Source organism: Natronocalculus amylovorans (assembly GCF_023638035.1).
In the GTDB taxonomy this organism is placed as follows: Archaea; Halobacteriota; Halobacteria; order Halobacteriales; family Haloferacaceae; genus Natronocalculus; species Natronocalculus amylovorans.
Genome location: NZ_JAKRVX010000012.1, coordinates 1 through 16,645 on the forward strand (window position 1 = coordinate 1; position 16,645 = coordinate 16,645).

Annotated in this window: 13 protein-coding genes and 1 pseudogene; 8 read left to right on the plus strand and 6 right to left on the minus strand. The window is 53.2% G+C overall.

Features of this window, described 5'->3' with window-relative positions; genetic code table 11:
* The 3 genes and pseudogenes from AArcSt2_RS16900 to AArcSt2_RS16085 all read left to right on the plus strand — a co-directional run.
* Window positions 1-107, plus strand: a pseudogene (locus tag AArcSt2_RS16900) (RNA-guided endonuclease InsQ/TnpB family protein); the annotation flags it as partial.
* Window positions 108-174: 67 nt separating this feature from the next.
* The gene (locus AArcSt2_RS16080; RefSeq protein ID WP_174653957.1) at window positions 175-969 is read left to right on the plus strand and encodes a hypothetical protein; all 795 of its coding nucleotides are present in this window, start codon (window positions 175-177) and stop codon (window positions 967-969) included.
* Window positions 970-1,009: 40 nt separating this feature from the next.
* Entirely contained in the window at window positions 1,010-1,735 is a 726-nt protein-coding gene (locus AArcSt2_RS16085; protein WP_250586181.1) for an MBL fold metallo-hydrolase, read from the plus strand.
* 19 nt (window positions 1,736-1,754) lie between these two features.
* Here the strand turns inward: AArcSt2_RS16085 and AArcSt2_RS16090 are convergent, their stop codons facing one another.
* A complete protein-coding gene (locus AArcSt2_RS16090; RefSeq protein ID WP_174653959.1) occupies window positions 1,755-2,867 on the minus strand; it encodes a DNA topoisomerase IV subunit A in 1,113 nt (370 codons plus the stop codon).
* Window positions 2,867-5,302: a DNA topoisomerase VI subunit B gene (locus tag AArcSt2_RS16095; protein WP_250586183.1), complete on the minus strand. Its 2,436-nt coding sequence runs from the start codon at window positions 5,300-5,302 to the stop codon at window positions 2,867-2,869. Before AArcSt2_RS16095 ends, AArcSt2_RS16090 begins: the two co-directional genes overlap by 1 nt.
* 121 nt (window positions 5,303-5,423) lie before the next feature.
* Between AArcSt2_RS16095 and AArcSt2_RS16100 the strand changes: the two genes are divergently transcribed.
* The 3 genes from AArcSt2_RS16100 to AArcSt2_RS16110 are packed head-to-tail and all read left to right on the plus strand — an operon-like array spanning window position 5,424 to window position 8,557.
* The gene (locus tag AArcSt2_RS16100) at window positions 5,424-6,386 is read left to right on the plus strand and encodes an ABC transporter ATP-binding protein (RefSeq protein WP_250586185.1); all 963 of its coding nucleotides are present in this window, start codon (window positions 5,424-5,426) and stop codon (window positions 6,384-6,386) included.
* Window positions 6,383-7,225, plus strand: a complete 843-nt coding sequence (locus AArcSt2_RS16105) for an ABC transporter permease subunit (protein WP_250586187.1) — start codon at window positions 6,383-6,385, stop codon at window positions 7,223-7,225. The genes AArcSt2_RS16100 and AArcSt2_RS16105 overlap by 4 nt, the downstream gene beginning before the upstream one ends.
* A 51-nt stretch (window positions 7,226-7,276) precedes the next feature.
* Window positions 7,277-8,557 carry an MFS transporter gene (locus tag AArcSt2_RS16110; protein WP_250586189.1) on the plus strand — a complete coding sequence of 427 codons (1,281 nt, stop codon included), beginning with the start codon at window positions 7,277-7,279 and terminating at the stop codon, window positions 8,555-8,557.
* A gap of 800 nt (window positions 8,558-9,357) precedes the next feature.
* Here AArcSt2_RS16110 and AArcSt2_RS16120 read toward each other — a convergent pair.
* The 3 genes from AArcSt2_RS16120 to thrS form a co-directional block, all read right to left on the minus strand.
* On the minus strand, window positions 9,358-10,500 hold the full coding sequence (locus tag AArcSt2_RS16120; RefSeq protein WP_250586191.1) for a pyridoxal-phosphate-dependent aminotransferase family protein: 1,143 nt from the start codon (window positions 10,498-10,500) through the stop codon (window positions 9,358-9,360).
* A 64-nt stretch (window positions 10,501-10,564) separates the two neighbouring features.
* The gene (locus tag AArcSt2_RS16125) at window positions 10,565-11,503 is read right to left on the minus strand and encodes an ATP-grasp domain-containing protein (RefSeq protein ID WP_250586193.1); all 939 of its coding nucleotides are present in this window, start codon (window positions 11,501-11,503) and stop codon (window positions 10,565-10,567) included.
* 82 nt (window positions 11,504-11,585) lie between these two features.
* The gene (thrS, locus tag AArcSt2_RS16130) at window positions 11,586-13,520 is read right to left on the minus strand and encodes a threonine--tRNA ligase (RefSeq protein ID WP_250586195.1); all 1,935 of its coding nucleotides are present in this window, start codon (window positions 13,518-13,520) and stop codon (window positions 11,586-11,588) included.
* Window positions 13,521-13,640: 120 nt separating this feature from the next.
* Here thrS and hjc point away from each other — a divergent pair, with 120 nt between their 5' ends.
* Together hjc and AArcSt2_RS16140 are read left to right on the plus strand one after the other, a co-directional pair.
* A complete protein-coding gene (gene hjc, locus AArcSt2_RS16135) occupies window positions 13,641-14,054 on the plus strand; it encodes a Holliday junction resolvase Hjc (RefSeq protein ID WP_250586197.1) in 414 nt (137 codons plus the stop codon).
* 44 nt (window positions 14,055-14,098) lie between these two features.
* Window positions 14,099-16,447, plus strand: coding sequence for a DEAD/DEAH box helicase (locus AArcSt2_RS16140; protein WP_250586199.1), 2,349 nt, complete (start codon window positions 14,099-14,101; stop codon window positions 16,445-16,447).
* Here the strand turns inward: AArcSt2_RS16140 and AArcSt2_RS16145 are convergent.
* Window positions 16,439-16,636 carry a DUF7501 family protein gene (locus AArcSt2_RS16145; protein ID WP_174653970.1) on the minus strand — a complete coding sequence of 66 codons (198 nt, stop codon included), beginning with the start codon at window positions 16,634-16,636 and terminating at the stop codon, window positions 16,439-16,441. The two genes, AArcSt2_RS16140 and AArcSt2_RS16145, sit on opposite strands and share 9 nt — an antisense overlap.
* Window positions 16,637-16,645 lie beyond the last annotated feature (9 nt).

The window sequence follows — 16,645 nt, forward strand, 5'->3', positions numbered from 1 at the left end:
TAGGGCTGGGATGGCCCGAATCAACGCCCGTGGAGACTGCGCTCCCTACGGACACGGATTCCGTGTCTGCAAAGTGCGTCGTAGAAACGGGAAGCCTCGGGGCTTGACCCCGAGGTGGTTCACCGGGTCTTTGTTGTGCACAATACACTTGACGCTCGCGCGCCTCGAATGTACATGGATAACAACCGGGCGGGTGAGTGGACCATTCCAGTTATTGATGCAGTCACTGCTGCACTCGATCCGCTTGGCTGGCAGGTAGCGGATGGTCCGGACCGAGGCCCTCCTGCAATTGCGACAACCGATAATGCAGACAGTAGCCAACCGATCGCAATCGAACCACTCTATACCACTTCAATCGACCCAACAACCGTCTGTTCGCAGATCGTGCATGCCCAACGAAACGATAGATCGGTGTTATTTGTCGTTGAGACTGAAGATGCACAGCGACTTCTTACAGAGATTCTCAACGCCCCACCACTGCTTCACGCAGCACGTGATGGAAAGCGTACATTCTACAATGGACCTGACCGCATCCCACTTGATGCAGGTGGCTACGCACTCGTTGATGCACCGGCACAGAGCCTTGTATGGCGAGAAACACATACCCCATCTGGACCGCTCCCAGACGATCCAAATGTAGACAGAGGGCCACGATTGGTACTGGAAGCAGACACGGAGGTTGTTGCCCTTTTAGCAGATGTTGATTCCTTACGGGCCCCTCGTGCCAGTGCATTTCCGTATCGGTATCTCCGTGATCCAGATACGAAGCGGTTCTATGTGTTTGCTAACCGGGACGGCCCTGACGGTCCAATCGAAGATTTCGCAGGTGTCTCTGCAATTCGACACGGTGGCTACACACCAGTCCCAATGCCGCTTGTTCCAGAGCACCTCCTTTCGGAGCCGTGGCCACAGGTTGGCTTCTATACAATCGAAACCGATGTACTGCGAATGCCGATCGAGTTGCAATAAAATACGCAGATACAAACGGGCAGATTCACATTATCAGATAATGACTGTCCGGTACGACACACTTTCAGTTACGTGGCTTGGCTATGCAACGGCTCGAATCGAGACCGCGGATGGGCCTGTTGTCTACACCGATCCTGGCCGGTATGGCGTTCTTGATAACTACTACGCCCGCGATGCAGACGTCGTTGTCGTGACTCATAATCATCACTACGATTCTGATGGAATCGAGCAAGTTGCCAGTGAGGATGCGACGATCGTTGTGTACGAGGGTGTTGATACGTCCGAGATCGATCGCGACGTAACGCCGGTCTCAGCGCTTCCATTTACCGTTGTGCGTGTAACAGATGATGACCACGTTGCAGTTGAGACAGAACATGGTGTGGTTGATATCTGGTCTGTCCCTGCGTACAACGACCCTGATGGCCCGTGCGCTGATGCGGACGGGAACGTCCCACATCCAGTAGGGCTTGGCTGTGGATTCCTTATCGGACTTGATGGACACCGAGTCTTTTGGCCAGGAGATTCTGATGCGTTGGATGGGTTCTCAGAGCTTGACGTCTCCGTTTTCTTAGCGAACATCGGTGGCAGCGTTGTCTCAGACGCGGCTGCAAGTGCTGCGCTTGCCGAACAAATGCAGCCGGAACTCGTTATTCCAATCCATTACAACACATTTGAGCTGCTCAACGCGGATGCGGCGGCGTTTGTTGCGGATGTTGCCTCACGATCGATCGCGGTTGCACTCGACGAACGAAGTACAAACCAATAAAAAAGGCTCTTTTAGCGGATTAAATAACGCCCATTGCGTCAAGCCGTTCCGGGAGATACGTGTCGGTCACGAAGTCGAGTCCACGTGCAGCAAGCGCTTGCTGCTCTGCCTTTTTGCCGATTTCAAGTTGGAGTTCGATCTGTTCTTCCCAGTAGTCAGTCTGGAATCGCGGATCTGACAACTCAGACTCCAGTGCATTCACATCAGAGTCAGCTAGCGGGTCTGTTGGAAGGTCGTACTCCACAATATCTTCCGGTTGAATCCCAACATATCGCGCCTGCGGTGTTGCAAGATACTCCGAGAGGTGTGCGGACTTGATCGATCCGTATGCAACGGAGCCATAGATCCGATAGGACCACGGGTCGCCGTCACAGAAGACCATCACTGGGAGATCTAACTCATCGTGCAGCCGTTTTGTAATCCGGCGGGTCGCCCGTGCTGGCTGGCCTTTGAGGTGAACGACGAGACAGTTGTACTGTTCATCGAACCCGTTTTCGATGAGCCGATCGCGCATCCCACCGGTCTCGACACACATGACGAAATCAGTATCATGATCGAGGAATTCGATCGTATCCGGGTTATTTGGAATCTGATAGCCGCCCTCGCCAACGTCCTCTTGACAGTGAATCTCACGTTCGCCACGACGGGTCTGTTCTTTTATTTTCAGTGGCCCCATCAGTGTAGCACCGGATTCCTCCGGTCGCATATGGAAATCCTCACGCGTAACTTTGGAAACGATTTCAAGATCCTCAACCAACTGGTTCGATTCGTCTTGATCCGAAAAGTGCGCTTCATTGTTATCCCACGATTCGGAGAGATAGTACAGTTCACGCAGGGTCGAAGAGCGATCTTCCTCAAGCTGATTTGCAAGAAACTCGATCGTGTACACCGCTTTTAACAGCTTTCGTGCGCCTCGAACGGAGTTTGCACTCCGCGTTGACGTCCGATCGCCATACACCCACACACCGGAGTTTGGGTTATACTCGATATTGCTTTTTGTTCGGGTCGGAAGTTTCATCTCCGGAATGTCTCCGCCAGCAAACTGATCATAAAACTCCGCTGCGAGGTCAATCAGCTGTTCGCGTGCTTTCTCTTCCGGTGTTTGTGTTTGTGATTGTGATTCGGAACTCATTATGCGTTCACCGTCAGTTTTTCTCCGTCAATGCCATCGACATTCATTTCGAAATCGGTGCCCTCCGCAACTGTGTACGTAATCGATACCTCATCGCCCGAGCCAACTGTTGGTGACCATTGGAGGAACCACTCACCATCCATATCGACCACGGTTGCATCGCCGTTCAGATCGGTTGGCTCTGCGGACAGAATATCCGTTATTTCTGGTGTTTCCGATCGACCGGAGTAGTTCTCAACAGAGAGCGTCACCGTTTCTCCATCCACTTCGCGATCGACACTCACATTGTTCATGATACGTGCCATCGCACCCTCGATGTTCGGTCGCTCCCGACCAGTGACCTCCGCAACCTTATCAGCCATCTCCGGAAGGATTCGGCCAAGCACATCCTGCTTCTCTCGGCGTTTTTCCATCGATCGACGCTTATTGAGATAGGATTTGAGCTCACGTGCAGCCTCACGAATTGCGAGTTCGATCTCATCTTCGATCGCTGGAATGTTCGCCAGTGCGTCTTTTGACTCGCTGGTAAACGGCACATTTGTCGAGGCAACGTGAATCATAATGACGGCCGGTCCGTTTGGCATGCCGCTCCCTCCTGGCTGGTCAAGCCCGTAGTTTCGCCAGCCGATTCGTTTGACGACATCCGTTGATGCACACGCACCACGCTGGTAAACAAGCGGTACGCGGTTTGCAAATCGGAGCAGATCTACCGATCCCTCGGCTTTGAGGTCACCACCATACGCAATTCCAGCTTCAATGATGAATGGATCGCCACCATGTACCTCTGCATCACGAGTTGCTGCAGAGTAGAAATCAGCATTGTATTCCTTTCTGAGCCCTGCCTCGACAAGCTCGGCACTAATCGGGGAGAGACAGTCGGTTGGCGGAGAGAGAATATCTGTCTCTCGCATCGCATCAACCAGTTGGCTCGCTGTGTCACGATCGCCTGCAACCGATCGTACCTTCGGAACGTCGTCTGGGACCGTCCGAGTCGTCTTCCAGACGGCCTCAAAAATATTCTCTTGTGCTGTCTCTCCGAATTTTACCTCATCGTACTCCTTCGTTGCTGCAGCAACATCAGCAATAATCTTCGTTAGTGATTTGTGGGTGAACCGGAACTGCCTCCCACCGTCAGCGGCGAGGCGCCGAGCAAGCCGATCGGAAAAGCCCTGAATCGCAGCATCATCTTTCCGAGTGCTTGTTGCGCTGTCGACAAGCGTGTAGATGTTTGGTGTGAGGTGGTCGCGCGCCGGCTCTTCGCCGTTTGTGGCTTCCTCGCTGTAGGCGGTGAGCTCATCCCATGCGGCTTCAACTGCATTCTCTCGAACCGTATCACCGAATGTTCTTCCAGTGTCCTTCTCGACCGTCTCCGCAACACGATCGACAATCTCAACAAGTTCGAAATGGCTCGTTCGCTCTCTGTTGGAGAGAACTGATGCAATTTCGCTGGCAAACGCTTCAGTTGCGTCTGCACCCTTATTTGAAACTGCTTCCGTGACTGCACCCTCAATATCTGCGGTGTGTGTCGCTGGCGTTGTCCACGATAGTTCTCGGCCAAAGTGCCGATCGCGGAAGGCATCTAGAATCTTATCCGAGGTTTTTGCACCAACCCGAGTGAACTCCTCTTGGAGGAAACCAGAGATCGAGTATGATTCGGTCGCCTCAAGCATCTTGATGAGCGTTCCAAGCTCGACACCGTGTGGGTGTGGTCTGATCTCTGTTGTTTCTGCAGGCAGCTGATCTGTCGCTCGTTCGAACTTCATTGGGGTTTCGAGTCCTGGTTCTCGAAGTTCCAACCGAGCGTGAGGGTTCACCACAGCGGTATGTTTGATGTAATCTCGAAGTTGGCCGCGTGCCCGCATATTGGCTTCCATCTCCAACTCGATTCGTGTACCATGTGGACGATCCCACGATGTTTCTCGTGCGACTTTGATCTCCGGTTCGTTGGTGTCCGTGTCGATAATTAGCTCAACGTACTCCGCATCTTGGGAGCCTTTTGGGCGGCTTGTGATCTTTGCAGGCTTCCCGGACGTGAGCTGCGAGTAGAGCACAGCCGCGGAGATTCCGATTCCCTGTTGTCCTCTACTTTGTTCTCGCTTGTGGAATCGAGAGCCGTAGAGGAGCTTTCCGAATACCTTCGGAACTTGCTCTTTCGTAATTCCCGGCCCGTTGTCCTCGATAATAAGTCGGTAGTAGTCACCAACTTCGGTAATCTCAACGTAGATGTCAGGAAGAATGCCTGCTTCCTCGGTGGCATCAAGCGCATTGTCAACTGCTTCCTTAACAGCGGTGACAAGCCCTCGTGCACCCGAATCAAAGCCAAGCATGTGCTTGTTCTTCTCGAAGAACTCGGCGATGGAGATCTCCCGCTGGCTCTGGGCCAACTCTTCGGCGATCCCCGGTTCATCACCGAGCGTCGACTGCAAGGAGGTCATTATGTGAGCATCTCTTTCTGTCCTATGGTTAAAACCTCACCGCCAGCGTAGTGAAAGTAGAGTAGCCACCAATTCCCTGAACAGATCCACATTTATGTATTGTCAGGAATGACGTAGTGTCATGGTCGCCATACAATTAGACGGCGTCTCCAAGCAGTACGGTTCGATAACTGCGTTACGGAACGTCGATCTAACCGTCGAGTCCGGCGAGATATTTGGGTTTTTAGGCCCAAACGGTGCTGGAAAGTCGACAACAATTGATATCCTCCTCGATTTCGTTCGCCCAACGAACGGATCGGCTACTGTGCTCGGACATGATGCGCAAACCGAAAGTGTGGCTGTCCGATCGAAAACAGGCGTACTCCCCGACGGCTATCACGTCTACGATCGGCTCAGTGGACGCGAACACGTTCAGTTTGCGATCGACTCAAAAGAAAGCACAGAGGATCCGCTCGATCTCCTTGATCGAGTTGGGATTGCAGATGCAGCTGATAGAAATGCCGGTGGCTATTCGAAAGGGATGACTCAACGGTTGGTGCTTGCAATGGCACTTGCTGGAGAGCCAGAGTTACTAATTCTCGATGAACCATCAACCGGGCTTGATCCAAACGGTGCTCGGGAGATGCGTAAAATCATCCGCGAAGAAGCCGATCGAGGCGCTACCGTGTTCTTTTCGAGCCATATTCTTGAGCAGGTTGAAGCAATCTGCGATCGAGTTGGGATTTTGAATAACGGGGAACTGGTTGCAGAAGATACGATTTCTGGACTCAGAGCATCGCTGGAGACGGATTCGAGATTGGATGTAACGCTTGAAAACGCCGACAACGGTGCAGTGTCAGCGGCTGAAGACGTGGCTGGTGTCACATCGGCTATTCAAGACGGCTCAATGCTGTCGATCGCGCTCACGCGTGAGTCGAAGTATGAGGTGTTAGCTGCGCTGGATCGTGAGGGATACTCGATCGTTGATTTTACCACTGATGAATCCTCGTTAGACGATCTCTTTGCAGCCGTTACTGGAGAGCCAAGATCAGAAGATCACACCGAAGAAGATGCCGCTGCAGCCCCAACAGAGGTCGAACAATGACGTGGGTTGCAGTCGCGAAAAAAGACTTCAGCGATGCGGTTCAATCACGATCATTGTGGGCGCTTTCAGCGTTCTTCATCCTTCTCTCGCTTGGTTTAACCTACGGCTACAGCGAGTTTGAGTTTCTTTCTGCTGGGACAGAGACGACAATTGGTGGGTTAGTATTCTTCCTCGGCGGAATTGTTGGGCTGTTTGTCTCGATCACGTCAATCGTCATCTGTTATCGTGCGATCGCTGGTGAACGTGAGCTTGGAAGCGCAAAACTCCTCCTTTCGCTTCCACATTCACGGTTGGATGTACTCGTTGGCAAAGTCGTCGGCCGGACCGCCGTCCTTGCAGTGCCGCTCATCATCGCATTAGGGCTTGGATTGTCGATCGGAATCATTGTTATTGGCGCAGGAAGCATTCTCTCCGCAGTGATCTTCCTCGGTTGGACGTTTTTTTTTGCACTCGTCTATGTGAGTATCATTGTTGGACTCTCGGCACTTGTGAGCTCGACAACCAAGGCGGCAGCGCTCGGCATTGGGTTCTTTTTTATTGTTGAGTTCCTCTGGGACGGAGTTGCATTCGTACTGTTATTCGTTGCAAACGGGTTCTCTCTCCCGACAGCGGCACCGGATTGGTACTTTGTCGTGACGCAAGTTCCACCAAGCAACGCCTACTTTTCCGGGCTTGTCGCACTGCTTCCGGACGTAGCTGCGGCAGTGAATGCGTCAACCGGTGCGGCCGGATTTGACGCCTTTTATGCCGTGCCTGAGATCGGGATTGTCATTCTCTGTCTGTGGCTTATTGTGCCAATTTCGATCGGCTACACCGTATTCTCACAAGCCGATCTCTGAGCGAGGCATACGAATCGAAATATCTTTTCACTCGTTCTTCGGAGTGAGCATGTGAACGAAACGCAGCTCCAATTTTATTCTCTCTACCTCACACGGTTTGCGGAAGGCTTTGGATTCATCACGCTGATCACCCTTCTGCCGACCTATATCAACGTCCTTGAGCCATCTTCGACCACTATTTTGGGGATTACAATCAGCGCGGGATTCATCATTGGAATGTACACCACGGGGTTCACGCTTGCACAGACAGCTGCAGTTGTGCCGTTGGCGTGGGCTGGCGATCGGTTTGATAAGCGAACGGTCCTCGTTGGGAGCTTACTTGTCGGGATCGTCGCCTACGCACTCTTCCCGCTTGTTGATTCGAGCGCATCATTCATTGCAGCGCGTGCATTGCAAGGGATCGCCGTCACTGGTGCGGGGTTGATGTCGCTCTCACTTGTGGGCCAACTTGCACAGTACGGTACACGGGCGGATCATATTGGGAAAGCAAATGCCGCAAGCTTCGCAGCGTCGATCGTTGGGAGCCTCTCTGCGGGATTCTTATATGACTTGTTTGGGTTTACTCCGATTTTTATGATTATTGTCCTGATTATGGTGATCGCAACCGGCGGGCTCTCGATCTTTCTGCCGCCAGATGAAACCAGAATCAAGGGGTTTCCATTCTCCGATCTGGCGCTCAACCAGAAGATTCTGACAATGACCAGTTTCCGTGTCCAGTACGCGTTTTCGGTAACGATGGTTCGGACATGGGTCCCGATTTACGCTGGCACTGCAGCCGCTGCAGGTGGGCTGGGTGTCACTGCAGCGTTTGCCGTTGCGATGACTGTCACCGCAGAGAAGTTCACGAATATGGTTGGGCAGCTGTTTACTGGCCGACTTTCGGATGGATACGGTCGATCGCTGTTTGTCTTCTTTGGCGGCGGGATGTATGGGGTGATTGCGATCGCGGTCCCGTTTTCACCACAGATCGGTGCTGCAATCGGGGCACCGACCGCACTACCATACATTGGCGAGATTTCGATCGCATTCGTTCCGCTCGTGCTTCTCTCTGGACTGCTTGGGATCGTTGACTCCTTCCGCGAACCTGCAAGCATGGCGTTGTTTGCCGATGAAGGAACTTCTGAAGGTGGTGTCGCATCGTCATTCGGTATTCGTGAGCTTGTCTGGCGGCCCGGGAGCGTCCTTGGCCCACTCATTGCGGGCTGGCTGATGATTGAAGTGAGCATGGCATCGGTGTTCTATGTTGGTGGGGCATTCGCAATTACTGGCGCACTGTTGTTCCTCATGATTTTGGCAACCCACCACGGTCGAAATGCGCTCTCTGCGTGGTAACTCACTACTCGCTTTTTCGAGGGCAATTCGATAGTAAGCGCTCTCGACCGATCGCTGAATGGCAGCAACCATCCACGGGGTCCCCGCAGCCGCCTCACGAATCCGATCGGGACTAAACAGCCGAAACAGCAGTACTGGATCGGATTTGTCGGTATATTCGAACCAGAACGCACGGGATGCAACCCCGTGTTCGGCATCCGATCGGTATCCAAGAAGCTCCGACGTTCGGTGGTCAGTTGGGTCATACGAGTCAATAATCGCGGTTGCGTTCTCTGCGGTAATTGTAGCAAGGTCCGACAGAAATGCCGTTAGTCCAGCCATGGATCGGACAAGTCCGAGCTGCGTTCCGATCACGATCGCGGACTGAAACTGCTCCGTATCGAACTGACCGGTGAGCCCAAACAGCCCGCCAATCCGTGCGTCAGAAACACCACGGTCTGTCATTGTTTCGACAAGCTTCGAGCTCGGGTCGATCGCCGTAGTCTCGTATTGGGATTGAAAATACAATGCGTGCCTGCCAACACCGGCACCGATATCCAAAAGCGGTCCGGAAATCTGTTGACAGAGCCACGAGCCGCGATCGGATTCGGAAGCGAACGGCTCAAAATAGAACGCCTCGATCGGATGGGTCTGTCTCTGCGGTCCATCACACTGATACAGCGGCTCCGATCGCGTCCCCATGTAGTGGTCGAACAGGGCAGTCCCAAACAGATCCGAATTGCCGTCGGTATCGGCCATACTCGACAGTCAGAACGGAATTTAAAAAATATGTGTGAGCAATGATACCGAACGTGGCGCAGTTACTGTTCGTAGCCTTGTTCTGCAAGTGCTTCTTCGATCGATGAAAGCACGTACTGAACGTTTTTCGGACGGGCAGAGTAGCCCATACAGCCGATTCGCCAGATATCACCTGCAAGATCACCCAAACCACTCGCGATCTCAAGATCGTAGGTATCCAGCAGGTATGAGATGACGGCACCGTCGTCAACGCCATCAGGAACACGAACTGCATTGAGGCTTGGTAGCCAGTATTCGTCCGGTGCGTTCATCTCAAGCCCCATCTCCTGAAGTCCGCTTTTGAGCTCACCAGCGACATTCAGATGCCGTTCCCAGCGGTTTTCAATGCCTTCTTCGGCGACAAGTCTGAGTGCCTCTCGAATCGCATAGACGTTCGTAATCGGTGCAGTATGGTGATATGATCGATCGTCTCCCCAGTAGCCTTCAAGCAACGATAGGTCGAGATACCACGATCGTGGCTCCTCTTCGCGGGAGAGGACCTTGTCCATCGTCCGATCGTTCAGCGTGAGTGGGCTTGCGCCTGGTGGACAAGAAAGACATTTCTGTGGCCCAGAGTAGGCAACATCAACACCCCACTCATCAACCTGCATCTCCACACCACCGAGCGAGGTCACACAGTCTGCAATCACGTATGCGTCGTGATCGTGTGCGATCGACGTAAGCTCCGAAACGTTTGGCTGTAGAACACCTGTGCTGGTTTCGGCGTGAATAAACCCGAACACATCCGGCTGATGCTCATCAAACGCTTTTTGAACGTCGACTGGATCAAGCGGTTCACCCCACGGAGCCTCAACATGGACGACCTCACCACCTGCACGCCGTGCCATGCTCTCCATGCGACCGCCGAAGTAGCCATTTGTTGGTACGAGCATGGTATCTCCGGGTTCGACGACATTGCCAATCGCAGCTTCCATCGATGCAGAGCCAGTCCCCGAAACCGGGATCGTCCACTGGTTATCGGTTCGGAATGTGTACCGGAGTAGCTCCTGTACCTCGTTCATAATCTCAATGAACGATGGGTCAAGGTGTCCAACAAGCGGTGTGCTCATCGCCTGCAGCACGCGCGGGTGCACGTCGCTTGGACCCGGCCCCATCAGTGTTCGATCCGGCGGTGTCAGCTCGCCAACTTCTGGTGCGTCAGCCATAAGTGACGATATCTCACGGTGGGGGCAAAAACACATTGATCATTGAAAATAATGCTGATAGACTCTACATTTCCGATACAGTCGGTTCATCCATCGATTTTGACGCTTTGACTAATACTTCGGGGTCTGTGCTGACGCTAATTCGATCGAGTGCAAGTGCGACGATGTATGGTGCAGGCGAGATACCAGTTGCAGAAAAGAGGCCTTTGAACCCTGCTGTTGGATTAACTTCGAGAACGTACCATCGATCGCCGTCTGTAATAAGATCAATACCTGCACAATCTAGCCCGATGGCAGCCGTCGCGTCAACTGCAAGCGATACAAGCACGTCATCAAGGTCATCTGTGACATCAACCGCGTATCCACCACGTGCAATATTCGCTCGCCAGTCAGTTTTGGCTGCAAATCGGTCCATTGCGGCGATAACTGAATCAGCAACGACGTAGATTCTTCGATCCCACCATCGGTCACCGGGCGGTTTGATTCGAGATTGGGTCAGTGAAAGTCGGTCGCCAAACTGTGGCTCAGGCGGGTTGTTACGGTTCGCCTGTAACACGTTTGAGCCATGTGTACCAACAGCTCGTTTGTACACAACAGACTCTGTAAGCGTCTTGTTTGATGTAAAGAGCCGATCGTGGTTCAGGCTACAGACAGAGGCTGGCACCAAAATGCCCGCCTCAGAGAGTGTCGAAAGCGTCATGAATTTATGTGTTGCCCGTACGGTCGCGAACGGGTCGTTTATCATCGGGACTGCTTGGCTGATAGTGTGTGCAACACCGATCGGGTCAAGTGGATATGACTGTGTACTCAGAAGAATTCGGTTAATACAAACATCGATATCCGGTTCGATCGAAACGCCACTATCACCTGCAGTGAGAGTGAGTGATTCCTCATTAAGTCGAACTGGTACCGCACCAAGTTCGGAGATCGCCCCCTCGATCGCACGAAGTTCAGGACTCGTATGAAACGCTAATACCCCAACTCGCGGCGTCTCCAAGCTCATGCAAAAAAGACGGATTGAATGCGGATAACAGTCGGTATCAATCGGTTTTACGGACTATCCAGCGCTCAAGCATGTTAACACGCTAGTCGAGGAAGTCCGGCCCCAGCCGTTTCTCAGTGCGTTCGGAGAGGATATGCTGAACGAACGTCTCTACCTCTACGTCTTGTTGTTCCTGCTCTTTGCGGTCTCGTACTGAGATGGTTCCGGCTTCTGCCTCATTGCTTCCGACGATGAGCATATATGGAACCCGATCGTCCTGCGCTTCTCTGATTTTGCGACCAAGCGTCCACGATCGATCTTCGATATCAACCCGGAACTCCTTCTCCGTCAGTTCGTTCTTCAGTCGATATGCGTAGCCGAGTTCGTCATCCGAGATCGGGAGGATGCGAATCTGCTCCGGTGCAAGCCAGAGTGGGAACTTCGCGTTGAAGTGCTCTATGAGAACCATCAAGAACCGCTCATAGCTGCCGTAGAGCGCACGATGGATCATCACCGGCTGGTGTTCCTCGTTGTCTTCACCAGTGTACGTCAGCTCGAATCGGTCCGGCATATTGAAATCAAGCTGGACGGTTGGACCGTCCCACTTCCGGCCAAGTGCGTCGGTGAACGCAAAGTCGATTTTTGGTCCATAGAACGCACCATCACCAGGTTCGAGATCGTAGTCAATATTCCCGCTTTCGAGGACCGCCTCAAGCTGGGACTCTGCCTGCTCCCAGATCTCATCTGAGCCAACGGATTTCTCCGGGCGCGTGGCGAGTGCAACCTCCGCATCAAGTTCGAACGTCTCGAACACGGTCATAATGTTATCAATGATGAGGTTGATCTCCTGTTCGATCTGGTCCGGGCGACAGAACAGGTGGCCGTCATCGATCGTAAACGCCCAGACACGCGAGAGCCCGGAAAGCTCTCCACGCTGTTCTTTTCGGTACACCTTGCCATCTTCGTAGTACCGAACTGGGAGGTCACGGTAGCTCCACGACTGCTGATTGAAGATGGTTGCGTGCCCCGGGCAGTTCATCGGCTTGAGGCCATACTCCTCATCGTTCACATCAAGGAGGAACATGTCATCAACGTAGTTGTCGTAGTGGCCCGATTTTTTCCACAGCTCCGTTCGGAACAGATGTGGCGTCTCAACCGGCTCATACCCGGCTTCAAGATTAAGCTCTTCTGCGAAGTCCGACAGTTCATTGAGAATCCGCTTGCCATGTGGATGATACAATGGGAGGCCAGGTCCCGTCGTCTCGTTAATCGAGAAGATACCAAGCTCGCTGCCGAGTTTACGGTGATCGCGCTCTTTTGCCTCTTCACGCTGTGCGCGGAATGTTTCGAGATCGGATTCGCTCTCAAATGCCGTTCCGTACACACGCGTGAGCGTGTCGTTTTCTTCGTCGCCGCGCCAGAATGCAGCGGAGATGTTCGTCAGCTCAAACGCACCGATCTTCCCCGTCGATGCAACATGTGGCCCCTTACAGAGATCCTCGAACTCCGCTTGCACATAGAATGAGATCTCCTCCTCATCTGCGGCTTCCGTCTCAAGGATGTCGAGTTTGTACGGGTTTGGCTCCGACTCGTACTTTTCGATCGCCTCCTCGCGCGATCGGATCACACGCTCAATCTCGTAATCTTCCTCGACGATCGATTCCATTTCGGTTTCAATCGCTGACAAGTCGGATTCGTCAAGCTCGACACCCGTGATATCATAGTAGAACCCTTCATCGGTCCATGGGCCGATCGTTAGCTGTGCATCCGGGTGGGTTCGAAGCAGCGCTTGTGCAAACACGTGTGCTGCGGAGTGTCTGAGGACGTCAAGATACTCGTCGCTCTGGTCAGTGACAATCTCAATTCGATCGCCATCGGATACTGCTGCGGCTTTATCAACAAGCTCGCCTTCGATCTTGCCGGCAACTGTGTCGCGTCCGAGACCGGGTCCAATCTCGTACGCTACATCTTCGAGCGTCGATCCCTCGGGGACCGTAAGGTTTGATCCATCCGGAAGGACGACTGCGATATCGCTCATATCAAATCGAAGCCGGACGAACAGGATAAGTGTTTTTGAGTGTCGCTGTGGCGTGTCACACAATGAAAACGTACTTATATAGGTTGTGAGCCGATCATATCTGAGAGAGGAGAACCCGAAATGGCAAGCAGGAAAGGCGATCGACGAGAGCGTGAACTTGTCAACAAACTCGATGCAAACGGCTTTGCAGTGATGCGGGCACCTGCGAGCGGCAGTGCAACAGAACGTGACCTTCCGGACGTGATCGCAGGAAATGGTGAGCGATTCTATGCGATCGAAGCAAAAGCAAGCAGCGGTAGACCGATCTATCTGGATGCGGCTGAGGTTGCATCGCTACAGTATTTTGCGGACTCATTTGGGGCGGAGGCGTTGATCGCTGTTCGGTTCGATCGGGAAGCGTGGTACTTTTTCGAGCCCGACGAGCTGTACCGAACTGATGGCGGCAACTATCGTGTCAAAAAGGAGACCGCCTTGAGTGAGGGGTGGGATTTGCACGCGATCGCTGGGCAGTCAGAGCAGTCACGGCTCTTTTGAACACCTGCCGAAACAATTAGTCACGTTCGACTCCGATCAACGGTGTGGACGACATTCATCAGTGGCTTCGGACTCGCCCATACTACGCTGGACAGATCGCAGACATGCGAACAGTACCAGCACGCGAACCGGAGTTTTCATCGATCGAACTTGAGCCGCGGCTGGAATCTGCACTCTCAAAACAGGGAATTGCACAGCCATACCGTCATCAAGCGGAGACGATTGAAGCGGTTCGAGATGGGGAGAATGTCGTTCTTGCAACCGAAACCGCAAGCGGAAAAAGCCTTACATACACTGTTCCGGCGTTTGAGAATGCAATGGACCACGGTGGTCGGACACTCTACATCGGTCCGCAGAACGCGCTGATCGCCGATCAAGAGAGCTCGCTAAGCTCGCTTGCACACGGGCTCGGATTTGGGAGTCGTGTCTCAGTAGCGTCATACACGGGACGGCAGTCAAAAAGTGAAAAGAAAGCCGTCCGCGATCGACGGCCAACCGTCCTGTTGTCAAACCCGGATATGCTGCACTATGCACTGTTGCCCCATGCTTATCGGCTGTGGGATTGGTTTTTCAAATCGCTTGAACTGGTTGTGATTGACGAAGTCCACAACTATCGCGGTGTGTTTGGGACACAGGTCGCGCTTGTGATGCGACGACTCAACAGACTGTGTGAACGCTACGGGAGCGAGCCACAGTTTGTGTGTTGTTCGGCAACGATCGGGAATCCAGTCGAGCATGCCGCACGAATCACCGGAACAGACGAAACAACGTATACACTCATCGACGAGGATACGAGCGGCCGTGGACCACGTCACTGGGTGCTTTGGAATCCACCGGAGTACGAGAACGAGTGGCAAGCACAAGGATCTGGCCGACGGCGATCGAACCACAGCGAGGCAAAACAGCTCTTTTGTGATCTGGTCACTGCAGGCTATCAGACGCTCACGTTCACGCGGGCACGACAGGCCGCAGAGCAGTATGCAACCGAAAGCGCTCGAGAGCTGCGCGATCGAGGTGAGAGCGAGCTTGCCGGAAAAGTGAGCGCATATCAGGCCGCACTACAACACGAAACGAGACGAGACATTGAATCACAGCTTCATAGCGGTGCACTTCGTGGGGTCTGGAGCACAAATGCGCTTGAGTTGGGTGTCGATGTTGGAGGACTTGATGCCGTTATTTTGGATGGGTATCCAGGAACGCGGATGTCTGCGTATCAACAAGCTGGACGAGCAGGGAGAGGGAGCGACCCCGCGTTGGTTGTGCTGATTGGTGGTGAAGATCAGCTTGATCAGTATCTGATGCGGAATCCAGATGAGTTCTTTGCAGCCGATCCGGAACAAGCGATTTCGAACCCTGAAAATGAGGAGTTGCTTCCGGACCATATCGCGGCTGCAGCCAACGAAAACTGGCTCTCAGTTGACGACGAGGTGCACTTTGGCGGGCCGTTCCCGGATATTATTTCGCGACTAGAAAGTGAGGGCCGATTGGAACGCCGATCGACCGATGATGGTGTCCGCTGGACCTACGCTGGCGGCGGGAGTCCACAGCATTCGATGAGCTTGCGGACGATCGACGATCGAGAGATCAACCTGCTCGATGGACGAACAAACGAAACGATCGCCTCGCTCGCGTTTGCAGACGCACTTCGTGATGCACACGAGGGCGCGATTTATCATCAACAAGGCCAAAGCTACGAGGTCTCATCGCTCGATCTCGATCGGGATGTTGCGGTGTTGCAGCCAACGTGGGCGGATTACTACACAAAAGTCCTCACCGACAAGTCTATTGACGTGACTAGTGATCTGCTTGAAAAACCGCTTTCTGGGGACTCCGATGCAACGGTTCGGTTTGCGGATGTCACCGTCACAGAGCAGATCACTGGGTTCCAACGGAAAGATCGAAAAACAGGAACGGTGATTGGTGAAAGAGTTCTCGACCTTCCAGAGACGACGCTGCGAACCAAGGCGTTGTACTATACGCTCCCACCGACGTTGGAAACCAAGATTCGATCGGAGCATACAGACTGGGAGTTCAATGGTGGGATCCATGCTGCGGAGCACGGCATAATTTCGCTGTTTCCGTTTACACTGCTTTGTGACCGCGGCGACATTGGTGGCATCTCTACCCCATATCACCCACACACTGAGCGGAGCACAGTCTTCATTTATGATGGTTATCCCGGTGGCGTTGGGTTAACAAGAGCTGGCTATTCGATCGTCGAAGAGCTGATGAGTCGAACGGCGACCCTCATTTCGGGGTGCGATTGTACAGATGGCTGTCCGTCATGTGTGCAGTCACCGCAGTGTGGAAATGCAAACGAACCACTCGCAAAAAAACCGGCGGTGTGGCAACTTGAGGCGTTGGTTGCGTCCGAAAATAGCGACTCAGGCTAACCACTCACTACCGATGTCGCCGGCAACGTTTCGTCGCCACTGTCTAAATCCAGATTTACAGCGTGGGTTTTCATCGAGATGGTCCATAAATCCCGCTCCCGGATCAGCTAATCGGGACTGACAGAACGGACAATGGTTGTGGTCGGTCCACTCTGCGATCGGGATGTTTTTTATGTCACTCGTTGCCATACAGCACTA

What these genes read in the sequence shown, in the direction of transcription:
- thrS (WP_250586195.1), bottom strand. Translation starts at nt 13,520, where the DNA reads ATGAGCGATATCGCAGTCGTCCTTCCGGATGGATCAAACCTTACGGTC.
- AArcSt2_RS16120 (WP_250586191.1), bottom strand. Translation starts at nt 10,500, where the DNA reads ATGGCTGACGCACCAGAAGTTGGCGAGCTGACACCGCCGGATCGAACA.
- AArcSt2_RS16105 (WP_250586187.1), top strand. Translation starts at nt 6,383, where the DNA reads ATGACGTGGGTTGCAGTCGCGAAAAAAGACTTCAGCGATGCGGTTCAA.
- AArcSt2_RS16100 (WP_250586185.1), top strand. Translation starts at nt 5,424, where the DNA reads ATGGTCGCCATACAATTAGACGGCGTCTCCAAGCAGTACGGTTCGATA.
- AArcSt2_RS16085 (WP_250586181.1), top strand. Translation starts at nt 1,010, where the DNA reads ATGACTGTCCGGTACGACACACTTTCAGTTACGTGGCTTGGCTATGCA.
- AArcSt2_RS16080 (WP_174653957.1), top strand. Translation starts at nt 175, where the DNA reads ATGGATAACAACCGGGCGGGTGAGTGGACCATTCCAGTTATTGATGCA.
- hjc (WP_250586197.1), top strand. Translation starts at nt 13,641, where the DNA reads ATGGCAAGCAGGAAAGGCGATCGACGAGAGCGTGAACTTGTCAACAAA.
- AArcSt2_RS16125 (WP_250586193.1), bottom strand. Translation starts at nt 11,503, where the DNA reads ATGAGCTTGGAGACGCCGCGAGTTGGGGTATTAGCGTTTCATACGAGT.
- AArcSt2_RS16090 (WP_174653959.1), bottom strand. Translation starts at nt 2,867, where the DNA reads ATGAGTTCCGAATCACAATCACAAACACAAACACCGGAAGAGAAAGCA.
- AArcSt2_RS16145 (WP_174653970.1), bottom strand. Translation starts at nt 16,636, where the DNA reads ATGGCAACGAGTGACATAAAAAACATCCCGATCGCAGAGTGGACCGAC.
- AArcSt2_RS16095 (WP_250586183.1), bottom strand. Translation starts at nt 5,302, where the DNA reads ATGACCTCCTTGCAGTCGACGCTCGGTGATGAACCGGGGATCGCCGAA.